The sequence below is a fragment of the Alistipes megaguti genome (assembly GCF_944320325.1).
Lineage (GTDB): Bacteria > Bacteroidota > Bacteroidia > Bacteroidales > Rikenellaceae > Alistipes > Alistipes megaguti.
The window spans coordinates 55,009-65,729 of the sequence record NZ_CALUHA010000015.1; the positions used below are offsets into that span (position 1 = coordinate 55,009).

The 10,721-nt window shown below is 56.4% G+C and carries 11 protein-coding genes and 1 pseudogene; 10 read left to right on the forward strand and 2 right to left on the reverse strand.

Annotated elements, in window-relative coordinates; all coding sequences use genetic code 11:
* Positions 1–33: 33 nt before the first annotated feature.
* The 10 genes and pseudogenes from PUQ42_RS05650 to PUQ42_RS05695 form a co-directional block, all read left to right on the forward strand.
* The gene (locus tag PUQ42_RS05650; RefSeq protein WP_273371795.1) at positions 34–432 is read left to right on the forward strand and encodes a hypothetical protein; all 399 of its coding nucleotides are present in this window, start codon (positions 34–36) and stop codon (positions 430–432) included.
* Positions 433–444: 12 nt separating this feature from the next.
* Positions 445–2,031 carry a SusD/RagB family nutrient-binding outer membrane lipoprotein gene (locus PUQ42_RS05655; protein ID WP_273371797.1) on the forward strand — a complete coding sequence of 529 codons (1,587 nt, stop codon included), beginning with the start codon at positions 445–447 and terminating at the stop codon, positions 2,029–2,031.
* Positions 2,032–2,033: 2 nt separating this feature from the next.
* A complete protein-coding gene (locus PUQ42_RS05660) occupies positions 2,034–2,636 on the forward strand; it encodes a glycoside hydrolase family 18 protein (RefSeq protein WP_273371800.1) in 603 nt (200 codons plus the stop codon).
* Between the two features lie 63 nt (positions 2,637–2,699).
* Entirely contained in the window at positions 2,700–3,098 is a 399-nt protein-coding gene (locus PUQ42_RS05665; protein ID WP_273371801.1) for a glycoside hydrolase family 18 protein, read from the forward strand.
* A 33-nt stretch (positions 3,099–3,131) separates the two neighbouring features.
* Positions 3,132–4,391 carry a DUF1735 and LamG domain-containing protein gene (locus PUQ42_RS05670; RefSeq protein ID WP_273371804.1) on the forward strand — a complete coding sequence of 420 codons (1,260 nt, stop codon included), beginning with the start codon at positions 3,132–3,134 and terminating at the stop codon, positions 4,389–4,391.
* Between the two features lie 98 nt (positions 4,392–4,489).
* On the forward strand, positions 4,490–4,687 hold the full coding sequence (locus PUQ42_RS05675; protein WP_273371806.1) for a hypothetical protein: 198 nt from the start codon (positions 4,490–4,492) through the stop codon (positions 4,685–4,687).
* A gap of 73 nt (positions 4,688–4,760) precedes the next feature.
* Positions 4,761–5,081: a hypothetical protein gene (locus PUQ42_RS05680; RefSeq protein ID WP_273371808.1), complete on the forward strand. Its 321-nt coding sequence runs from the start codon at positions 4,761–4,763 to the stop codon at positions 5,079–5,081.
* The gene (locus PUQ42_RS05685; protein WP_273371810.1) at positions 5,081–5,461 is read left to right on the forward strand and encodes a DUF1573 domain-containing protein; all 381 of its coding nucleotides are present in this window, start codon (positions 5,081–5,083) and stop codon (positions 5,459–5,461) included. The genes PUQ42_RS05680 and PUQ42_RS05685 overlap by 1 nt, the downstream gene beginning before the upstream one ends.
* Before the next feature lie 5 nt (positions 5,462–5,466).
* Positions 5,467–5,856: a hypothetical protein gene (locus tag PUQ42_RS05690; protein ID WP_273371811.1), complete on the forward strand. Its 390-nt coding sequence runs from the start codon at positions 5,467–5,469 to the stop codon at positions 5,854–5,856.
* Between the two features lie 274 nt (positions 5,857–6,130).
* Positions 6,131–6,693: pseudogene (locus PUQ42_RS05695) on the forward strand (glycosyl hydrolase family 95 catalytic domain-containing protein); the annotation flags it as partial.
* A 1,020-nt stretch (positions 6,694–7,713) separates the two neighbouring features.
* Here the strand turns inward: PUQ42_RS05695 and PUQ42_RS05700 are convergent.
* Together PUQ42_RS05700 and PUQ42_RS10350 are read right to left on the reverse strand one after the other, a co-directional pair.
* The gene (locus PUQ42_RS05700) at positions 7,714–9,786 is read right to left on the reverse strand and encodes a PL29 family lyase N-terminal domain-containing protein (protein WP_273371813.1); all 2,073 of its coding nucleotides are present in this window, start codon (positions 9,784–9,786) and stop codon (positions 7,714–7,716) included.
* Positions 9,787–10,299: 513 nt separating this feature from the next.
* The gene (locus PUQ42_RS10350; protein WP_420534950.1) at positions 10,300–10,467 is read right to left on the reverse strand and encodes an AraC family transcriptional regulator; all 168 of its coding nucleotides are present in this window, start codon (positions 10,465–10,467) and stop codon (positions 10,300–10,302) included.
* Between the last annotated feature and the right edge of the window lie 254 nt (positions 10,468–10,721).

Genomic DNA, 10,721 nt, shown 5'->3' on the forward strand with positions numbered 1-10,721 from the left:
ATCGGCGGTATCGTCGTATCGAAGACCCAGGCCGTGATGGATTACTACGGCGTATCGGCCGCCACGGCCGAGGCCCGCGACCGCGGTTACGTCGAGCTGGGCGGCATGCGCATCAGCGACGTGAAGGGCTACTACCAGACCATCGGATCCGACGGTACGGGTACGGGTGCCATGTCGATGTACGTCTATGATGCCACGAATATCCGACTGGCCGAGCTGTCGCTGGGATACGACTTCCCCGTTCAGAAATGGTGCAAGTGGTGCAAGGGTCTCAACCTCTCGCTGGTAGGCCACAACCTGCTCATGCTCTTCAACAAGGCTCCGTTCGATCCCGAGATCACCTCGAGCACCGGAACCTACGACCAGGGCATCGACTACTTCATGCAGCCTTCGACTCGCAACATCGGCTTCTCTCTCAAGTTAAAATTTTAATTGCAGCGCAATATGAACAGCAATATATTAAAAGGTGCGACACTGGCAACGCTGCTTTGCACGGTCCTGACCTCCTGCGAGGACAAGTTTGTCGAGTACAACACCAACAGTTATGAAGCAACGTACGATCAGATGCTTGCGGATGACGGCTTCCTGAAGGCCTACATTACGCAGATGGAGCGTTCGGTCATCCTGTACAACGACGGTACGCATCTGGATTCGGACTATCAGATCGCCTACAACCTGTGCGCCGACACGTGGGCCGGTTACTTTGCACCGACCGGTACGTGGAACAATGGTGTACATAACGGCAGTTACAGCCTTATCGACCAGTGGTGTGCGGCCCTCTTCGACTTCAAGTATGCCGACACGATGAACGCCTGGAGCGAGCTTCGCCAGATTGCCGAAGAGGCCGGTCGTACGCAGGTGATGGCCCTGGCCAACATCATCAAGGTGGCCTCGATGCATCAGGTTGCGGACTATTACGGCCCGATTCCCTACAGCGAGGTCGGCACGACCATTACGCCGAAATACGACTCGCAGCAGGAGGTCTACAATGCCTTCTTCACGGAGCTGGATGATGCGATCGACGTGCTTACGGACTACTACAATGCCGGCAATAAGACGCTTCTTTCCGATATTGACCTGGTGTATGGCGGCGACGTCAGCAAGTGGCTTCGTTTTGCCAACTCGCTTCGTCTTCGTCTGGCCATGCGTATTTGCTATGCGGACGAGACGCTGGCGCAGGCCGAGATTCAGAAATCGCTCACGCATTCGATGGGGCTCATCGAGGATAACAGCCAGAATGCGCTCATCGCGTCGATTCCCCACCATCCGGTCTATCAGATCAACGTCAGCATGAACAACGGCGACTGCCAGATGGGCGCCTCGATGGACTGCTACCTGAACGGCTACAATGACCCGCGCAAGTTCAAGTATGCGAAAGCCGCGGAGGACGGCGAACTGCACGGAGTCCGCAACGGCATTATTACGACCTCGTGGACCGACTACCGGAATCCGTCGGGCCTGGTATCGGCGCCTGCCGGAGAGAACTACCACCTGACGTGGATGAATGCCGCCGAAGTATGGTTCCTGCGCGCCGAGATTGCGTTGCGCAACTGGTCTTCGGAGAATGTTCAGACCTGCTATGAGAAGGGCGTTACGGCATCGTTCGACGAGTGGGGAGCCGGAAGTGCCACCGAATATCTGAGAGACGACACGTCGACCCCTGCGGCCTTCGTGGACAACGTAGCCAACAACGGAACGGCAGCCCCCTCTGCGATCACGATCGCATGGGATGACGACGCCTCGACCGAGGTCAAGCTGGAGCGTATCATGACGCAGAAATGGCTGGCGCTCTTCCCGAACGGATGCGAGGCGTGGGCCGAATACCGTCGTACGGGTTATCCCGGACTGCTTACGGTGGTCAACAACCGTAGCAACGGAACCGTTGATACCGACCTTCAGATCCGCCGTGCGCAATATCCCGTAGCCGAGTACACGAACAATGCAGCCGGTATTGCTACGGCTCTTACCGCTCTTGACGGAGCCGACAATGGCGGTACAAAACTCTGGTGGGACAAAAAAACTAGAAACTAATTATGAAAAAGCCAATATTTTTTGCAATCGCCTGCTGTATAGCAACCTTAGCCTCGTGTACCGACGAGGAGCCGATCGAGGTTCAGAAGATCGCCTCACCGGGGAATGAGGTCCTGCCCGAATCCTATTACGAGAATCTGCAGGCCTGGAAGAAGACTGATCATCCGATTTCGTATATGTATCACGCAGCATATGCACCGCTGGAGGGCTCGTCCAATCTGAACAAGGACTACACGTCGATCGGCGACCGTCTGATCTCGCTTCCCGACAGTATGGATGTTGTCAACCTGTGGATGGGCGTGCCGATGGGCACCGAGACGGATGCTTACTCCCCCGATGGTTACGACTACGCTCCGCAGGCCTATGCGGACATGCAGTATTGCCGGGAGAAGAAGGGTATCAAGTTTGTGGCCCATGCCGACATGTCGAACTATGGTCACGTCTTTACGATTGATTATCCGAACGAAGGACAGTACGTGGATTACGACATGAACTCCGACCAGAGTGAGACGTGCTTCCGTGCCTACGGAAAGTGGTGGGCCCAGAAGGCCATCGACCGCAACATCGACGGTGTGGACTTCGACTTCGAAGGGTGGAGCCAGTAGCGCTGTACCTGGACTATCCAGGAGGCCAACAAATACATCGGCCCCAACAGCGAGAATCCGGACATGCTGCTCATCGTGGACTATTTTAGCGGCGCTCCCAGCGGAGATATCAGGAACAACATCAATTTCCTGGTTCGCCAGGCCTATTCCGCGCAGACGGGCATTACGAGCAACAGCCGTCTGAGCGCTCCGTCGGGCTTCACCGAGGACATGATTGTCCTCTGCGAGCAGTGGAACCAGGGTTCGAACAAGTCGAACGGCGGTAACAAGTGGAGTGATCCTGCGCCCGATGGAAGCGTGATGTACTCGCTGGAGGCTTACGCCCGTCTGTCGCAGACGCGTTACCGCGGTTTCGGCGGCTTCTACCTCGACGGAGACTACTATTTCGTCAAGGGCCCGTATTACAACCTGCGCCGATGCATCCAGATCGCGAACGAGCCGGTGGTCGAGGAAGGAGAGTAATTCTTAACAGGCAACTTAAAACCATAAGCAATCATGAGAATACATAAATCATATCTGCCTTCGGTACTGGCCGTATTGGCCATGTCGGTCACGGGATGTGACACCTACCAACCGATGAATGGAGATACGAGCTATCTGTACATGACGGGAACGGACGACAATGCGGTAACGACCATGACGGTCGACCAGCCCAATTCCACGTGTGCGATTTCGGTTTCGGCAGCGTCGAAGGTCAAATCGGATCTGACGATCGGCCTTGCCATCTCGGACGAGGCGCTTGAGGCCTACAACGAAACGCACGGGACCGTATATGAGCCCGTACCGTCGGAGTATGTCGCACTGAGCAGCAATACGGTGACGATCCAGAAGGGCTCGGCCATCTCCAACTCCACGGATATCATTATCAAGGATGTAAGCAATCTGGATCCGGGTGCGACATTTGCCGTGGCTGTCTCCATCACTTCCGTATCGGGAGCAGACAGCGAGGTTGTCGACGCATCGCGAACCATTATCGTCCGTCTTACCCGCACGTTCGACTTCTGGTCGTTCTACATGGGCAATTCGGGTCAGCTTTCCGGCTTGAGTGTGTTCGACGAGCCGATCGGTCTGACCACCTATACGTATGAGGTGAAGTTCTATCCTCACAATATGAATTCAAGCAGCGGGGACAATCCTGAGCGTTTGATGACGTTTGCGCAGGCAGACGGTTCTCTCAGTGCCCTGTTCCGCTTCAACGAAAAGACAAATGTCGAGGGTGAGAACAACCGTACCTGCAACCGTCTTCAGGTGAAGATGCCCGTAACGGGAGAGCTGATCTCCAATACGGTCTTCGAGAACAACAAGTGGTACCTGCTTTCGGTAACGTTCGACGGCTCCACCGCCCGTCTGTATGTCAACGGTGTTGAAGATACGAGTTCATCGGAGACCAGTTCGCTGATCAATTTTGCGCAGCTCGAGTTGGGTATGTCGTGGGGCGGATATGACTCGTCTCAGTGGTTCGATACCCGCATCTGCGAGATTCGCGTATGGGATCGGGCCCTCTCCGCCACGGAGATCCGTTCGGGACTGTGCGCCGTCAATACCGCATCCGAGGGTCTGAAGTGCTACTGGAAGATGGACGAAGGCGAAGGCCACGTGTTCCACAATAGTGCCACGACCGGATCGGGCTATGACCTTGACTGGTCGAAATGCATGGCCGACAGAGATGGTGACGGTACGAACGAGGTGTATGACAAGAGTTCGGCAGCTGAGGACGCCTGGCTTAAGGATGAGAACAACCGCTGCTCGCAGTAAGAGTTCGTTCCGTCATTTTCCATGGAATCTACTTGCGAACTATTTGAACAGATAAAATGAGACTGTTCAAGATTTTCTCGATCGCTGTCTTGGCAACGATGTCTCTTGTTTCGTGCAAGGGCGATGATGATCCGGTGGAAGAGTCGCTTCCGGAAGAGACGATTTCGGGAACCACCGTCTACGATAAGACCGAGCGTTACGAGGATATCGACTTTACCAGGTCGACGCACAACGATAATGACAGTGCGACGGATAACGTCATCTTCGACAATACGGAGAATATTGTTTGGGACTAATCGAACCCGTCTGAGATGAACGAGGGGAGTGGTGCCGATCTATGTGCCGCGCCCCTTTTTTATTCTTGAAATCATGAGCATAAAACGATTCATAACAGTTACAGCATGGGTGGCCCTGGCCTGGCTTGCGGGCTTCTGTGCGAAGGAGGAGGACCAGCCGCGTGTAAGCGGCGAGGTGACGGGCCTTGCGCCGGGTGAGGCGTATGCCATTGCCATCACGAAACTCAAAAGCGGTACGACCATCGGCCACAAGCGCATTCTGCTGACGAACCGTGTCAGCGCCGTCGCCGTGAAGCTCAGCATCACGGGTTTGCTGGCCTGCCCGGTACTTAATGGCTTCGGCCTCTATGACGATACGGTGAGTGGATTGACCGACAGTGATCTGGATAAATGATGAGGATTCGAAAAATCGTGTTTTGGGCCGTCGTCCTGCCCGTTTTTCTGCTGACGGCCTGTGGTGGAGAGAAGAAACCGAAGGCCTACACGTGCAGTCCGGAGGTCGAGGCGGATCTGGGGACCATCAAGGAGGCCAAAGGGCCTGTTTCGTTTGTACTGAAGATCAAGAATACGACCTCCGAACGGATTGTTCCCTATACGACGGCCACGCGGTGTGTCTGCCTGAATGCTCAGGCCGCGCGGACACCGGTCGAAGCGGGCGGTGAGGTCGAGGTTCAGGCGGTCTATAATCCCGCCGGAGTTTCCGGGCGCTTCATGGAGGAGTTCAGGTCTTCTACGGGAACGGCAGACCGATTGCGCCGCCGTACCGCTATCTGAGTGTCATGGTGAAGGGGCGTGTCAAGCCCAAGCCGCATTCGATCGAGGAGGATGCTCCCTATATCTTTGGACAGGGGCTCCGCATGAGCCACGAGGTGCTGGTTTTCAATCCCTTCCGCGAAGGAGAACGGGGCCGCGTCCGGCTTCGTGTGGCATCGACACTCCGCCATCGGGCCCGCGTAACGTTCGAGATTCCCGCGGGACTGGATACGGTGCTGACGTGCCGGCCGGTGGACCTGGCACCGGGAGCCTGCGATACGGTCACCTTCCTTCTGAGTCGGCCGAATCTGCCGATGACGGGCCATGAGACGGGTGTGGAGATCTATCCGTATGTCAACGGCAAGAAGTGCGACAAACCATTGCTGTTCAAACATTTCAATACGAATAACCAATGAGTGCAAGACATTTCGTATGGGATGTTTCCGCCCTGACGGCTCTGCTTTCGGGAGCCTGTGCGCATACCGGCAATCCGGACTGGCAGCTCTCTCCCGAAGCGAGCGATCTGGTCTTTGACGATCTGGCACACTCTTGGGACGAGGCCATTCCGCTCGGCAATGCAACGCTCGGCAGTCTGGTCTGGGAGCAGGACAGCATGGTGCGCATGTCGCTCGATCGGGTTGACCTGTGGAACCTGCGTCCGACGGGGGTGTGGAGCATCACCTCGTCGCTGGTGCGCTCTGCATTGCCGAGGGATTCCCCTACGAGAGTTCGCACCGTCACTTCTCGCATGCCATGGCCATCCACCCGCTGGGGCTGCTCAACTGGGGGAACGGCGGCCGGGAGCGCGCGATCATCGAGGCGACCGTTGCCAAACTCGAAGCGTGCGGACCGCACTGGTGGACGGGTTACTCCTATGCCTGGTTTGCCAACATGAAGGCACGCATCCACGACGGCGAGGGGGCAGCTCGGGCCTTGCGGGATTTTGCCGAAAGCTTCTGCCTGCCCAATACGTTCCATGCCAATGGCGATCAGTCGGGCCGCGGGAAATCGGATTACGATTACCGGCCCTTTACGCTGGAGGGGAACTTCGCCTTTGCCGCCGGCGTGCAGGGATGCTCTTGCAGAGCCATACGGGGATCATCCGGGTCTTCCCGGCCGTACCGGACTCGTGGCAGGATGTCTCGTTCCGCAACCTCCGGGCGCAGGGGACCTTCCTGGTGAGTGCCGAAAAACGCGACGGACGCGTCGTGTCGGTGGAGATCCGGTCTGAAAAGGGAGGGGAGCTGCAACTCTGTTTTTTTTTTCCCCCCCCCTCGACGGACGAATTGTCCGCATGCAGACCTCCCCGAACCAGATCATCCGCCTGCCGGAGGATCCGCAGCCGCCGACGGGTAAGAGTCGGTAATCCCTGCCGGGTCAACCAGCCATACGGCTTTCCGAAAAAGCGCCCCGTCCCGCAGGGGACGGAGCGCTTTTCGTCTGTTGCAGCCGGTTCACGCATCGGGTTGCCCCTCCCCGATGCACGGTCCTGGGCTGGACGTCGGCAGCGGTTGCATTTCGGTGACACGCCCCTTCTTGTTTATGGATTTCGACGGTGCATGGATATTGGTAAATGCAGGTAAGCACCATAAATTAACTATTAACCATTTTAAAACTTTGTGTTATGAAACGATCTGTTATTTTTTTCGTATCGCTTTCTAACAATCTAAGTAGATAATGGTACAATGACGTGGAAATGATGTTTGACCGGCATAGCCGATAAAAATCATTCGATAGTCGGGGCGGTTTTTCCCACCCCGATTGTTCACTATTTTATTCTTTTCGATAAAGTAGCGTCCATTTGGGGTGATTGAACCTTGAAATTCGATTCGAAAAGGGAAATAGGGCGGCTTGATTTTTGGGTGTAAAAAAAGGTGTAAATCTCGTAACTACTTGATTTACACCCTTGTTTGCGGTGCGTAGGGGAAATGAACATTTACGCGTACCAGGAAGATTATCAGCAAGATACGGAATTACAAAACGTTGTCCACCGATTAGGTGTCTTCACAATCGCATCGAATTACATCTTGCTTGCCTTGTGCTCTTTTACGACCTAAAAGTAATCGTTTTTTCAGAAAAAAGCAACTGCCGCTATCTTGGTGCGCAGGTGTAAGAAATACAGCCCACTGACCTTGCGGTAGCGGGCTGCGGTGTCTGTATGATGTTACCGGGCACAATGCTCCCGCCCGGAATGGGAGTTCCTTTCTTTATTGGGGTTATACTTCGGTTATCTTCCGTTGCGGGCGGAACTTTTTCCCGCCCGACGGTTTTTGCTACTCCTTCACCAGCGTGGGTAGGCCGTCGTCGCCGAGTCCGTAACGCCAGTCGCACGTTCTGTCGGGATTCTCTTCGTTCCACGTTGCGATGGCGCTGTTCATGCCATCAACGGCCGTCTGCCAGGTGACGGTCGAGCCGTCCACCTGCGTGGTTTCCTGCGTGGTTTCTCCGATATCCTCATTGGTGCCGATACCATTGCCTGTATAGTCGCTCCAGTAGCAGGCGGCCACGGTGCTGTTGCTGTTGTATCCCACCACGCCGCCGACATTGGATTGGCCGGAGATGCTGCCCGAGGCGTGATAGCAGGCGGTCACGATGCTGGAGTCGTTCTGTCCCGCCACGCCGCCGACATTGGATTGGCCGGAGATGCTGCCCGAGGCGTGGTAGCAGGCGGTCACGATGCCGCCGACGGTGTTGCTTCCCACCACGCCGCCGACAGAGGAGTCAGTTCCCGAGACATCTCCCATGGCGTAGCAGTCGGTCATGATACCGTAGTTGCTTCCCGCCACGCCGCCGATATTGGATTGGCCGGAGATGCTGCCCGCGTAGTCGCAGGTGGTCACGCTGCCGGAGTAGTTGTATCCCGCCACGCCGCCGACAGAGGATTGGCCGGAGATGCTGCCCGAGACGTTGCAGGCGGTCACGATGCCGTAGTAGTTGTCTCCCACCACGCCGCCGACATAGTTGGCACCTGTTATGTTCACTCTCTCCAGCGTCAGGTTCTGCACCTTGCCGCCGGAGCCGAGAAAGCCAATCAGCCCCACATTGTTTGTTTCAGGCTGGTTGACGGTCAGCCCCGTGATGGTATGGTTGCCGCCATCGAAGGTGCCGTTGTAGGAGCTAAAAGTGCCTACCGGCGTCCACTCCTTGCCTGTCAGGTTGATGTCGGCTTCGAGGGTGCAGTTGGTGGAGAGGTCGCTCCGTGCGACTTCGTTCCATGCCAGCAGCCCGTCGACGGAGTGGACCATGTAGGTGTTGGTGCCGGAGTCGTAGATGTAGCCATTGGCCAGCAGTCGCGAAGCCGTCAGCTTGCCGCCGTCCCTGAGAATTAGGGAGACGTCGAGCAGGGCGCAGCCCACGTCACTCGGCGTCACGGTGACGGTGACGCTGCCCGTCGCTGCATCTTTCGCAACCTTGGCGCTCCAGCCGCCGGCGTCGGCGCGGGTCAGCACGGCGTTGTTGTCCAAGGGCGTTGCTTGCGCCACGATGCTGCTATATTCGATCTCCTCACCGATAGAGAGGTAGAGGGTGGTCGCTTCGTCGACCCACACCGCGGCGTTGTCGAAGCTCTCGAGGGTTTCGCCCTCGGCCAGGATGCAGAAGGGCTGGTAGGCCGCCACGCGGAAAGATCCGCCCGTAGCCAGGGTGAAGATGTAGTAGTTCCCTTCCTTTCTGGGCGCTTCGGAGAACCAGGTGTTGCCGTCTTCGCCATCCGCACCATCCGTGCCGCTGACGCGGTACCATGTCGCGCCGCCGTCCACGCTCAGGTACCAGGCGTCGTCGACTATTTGTCCGTTATCGGTCTGGACGGTTCCGCTTGTAATGCTGCTGCCCAGCAGGATTTGCGGCGTGGGGGCGGAAGTGCCGTCTGCACCGGGCTGGCCTTCGGGGCCTGTGGCTCCGTCCTGCCCGTTGGCGCGGATGGGGTTGTTATCGGCGTCGGTCAGGAGCTCGCCGTTCAGTGTCCAGTACCAGTTGCCGTCTTCAGCCTGCGTCAGGCCTATCTGCGGCGTTTGACCGTCGGTCCCCTTCGCACCATTATAGATGGTGATGGGGTCGGAGTGCCGGAAGGAGATGGTGTAGCCCACCGTCTCGCCGCCCTCCGTCGCAGCGCTGACTTCGGTAATCAGGTCCGTTGTGTTCAGCAGCTCCTGTATGGCTGCGATGCTTTGGTTCGTCTGCTTCTGCCAGGTCTCGAGGGCGGCGAGGCGCGCGGCCTGGGCGGCCAGTTCTTCGGTGTTCTGATTGATCTGATTGACCTGCTCCCAGAGCTCGGAGTCATCGTACTTGCAGGCCGCCAGGGTCAGCGAGGCGAGCAGGAGAAGGGTTGGAATCTTTTTTGCTTTCATCTCTTTGGGGATTTTTAGTTACAAGGTATTGTCTGTCGCGAAAGTCTATGGATGCGGTTGGAGAGTGGCTGCAATGCCGCCGGGCCGGTTCCGTCCATACGCAACTTTATATAATCCTCTGCCGATTTATATAATCCTCGCCGGCCCGGCGAAGCCGTTGGGCGTTGTCCGGAAGCGAAGCCTGCTTGTTCGGGTTGCACAGGGACAAAACACCCCAGGCCCGGATTGAGGAGATTCGGGCAAAACGAAGACGTCGCGGGGTATCCGTTGTGATTCTTCTGAGCGGAGGGCTTTGTAGTTCCGGGCACGTGTCACCCTTTCGCATCCGAAGGGCGAACGTACAGCACGGGGATTTTTCTCGAAGGGGAGCATGGCTTCGGACCGAAGAGTTCGAGAACAAAATTAACAGAAAAAACGAAACTGGAAAATCTCGGCCGCGGATTTTGTTGTTTAGGCAATAAATTGTCGTTTAGGCAAGAAAAAAATTGTTGTTTAGGCAAAAATTCGGGGCCGTCAGAGGCCGGTCGGAGTTACGAAAGGGAGCTCTCTCCGCCCTGCGTCTTGCGCTAGCTGGAGGGGGGGTCCCTTTGCGGCCTTGAAGATCCGTGTGAAATGGCTGGGCGAGATGAAGCCCGCGGCCTCGGCGATTTCGGTGCTGTTGAACCCGGGGTGCCGGAGCATCACAGTAGAAGATTCCCGAAAAAGATCATACAAACGAAGGATTCCTCCCAAACGGTGAGAATATGCACGGTATTGATATGATCTTCAAGACATAATGTTCTTTCCAACGCCGCCTTTTTGATTGCATACGGCAATGCTTACAGGTGTGTTTCCCATAATTTATTACTTCAGGAAGGCGCGATTTAACAGGTTCGTTCAAGTGTGCGTTCACGCACGAACTCCCGAGTTCGTGAATTCAGGAAGAGGGTCCGGCA

Bases quoted from the DNA above. Each gene is read 5' to 3' on its own strand.
- PUQ42_RS10350 (WP_420534950.1), bottom strand. From the start codon at position 10,467: ATGCTCCGGCACCCCGGGTTCAACAGCACCGAAATCGCCGAGGCCGCG.
- PUQ42_RS05675 (WP_273371806.1), top strand. From the start codon at position 4,490: ATGTCTCTTGTTTCGTGCAAGGGCGATGATGATCCGGTGGAAGAGTCG.
- PUQ42_RS05700 (WP_273371813.1), bottom strand. From the start codon at position 9,786: ATGAAAGCAAAAAAGATTCCAACCCTTCTCCTGCTCGCCTCGCTGACC.
- PUQ42_RS05655 (WP_273371797.1), top strand. From the start codon at position 445: ATGAACAGCAATATATTAAAAGGTGCGACACTGGCAACGCTGCTTTGC.
- PUQ42_RS05690 (WP_273371811.1), top strand. From the start codon at position 5,467: ATGGTGAAGGGGCGTGTCAAGCCCAAGCCGCATTCGATCGAGGAGGAT.
- PUQ42_RS05660 (WP_273371800.1), top strand. From the start codon at position 2,034: ATGAAAAAGCCAATATTTTTTGCAATCGCCTGCTGTATAGCAACCTTA.
- PUQ42_RS05680 (WP_273371808.1), top strand. From the start codon at position 4,761: ATGAGCATAAAACGATTCATAACAGTTACAGCATGGGTGGCCCTGGCC.
- PUQ42_RS05670 (WP_273371804.1), top strand. From the start codon at position 3,132: ATGAGAATACATAAATCATATCTGCCTTCGGTACTGGCCGTATTGGCC.
- PUQ42_RS05665 (WP_273371801.1), top strand. From the start codon at position 2,700: ATGCTGCTCATCGTGGACTATTTTAGCGGCGCTCCCAGCGGAGATATC.
- PUQ42_RS05685 (WP_273371810.1), top strand. From the start codon at position 5,081: ATGAGGATTCGAAAAATCGTGTTTTGGGCCGTCGTCCTGCCCGTTTTT.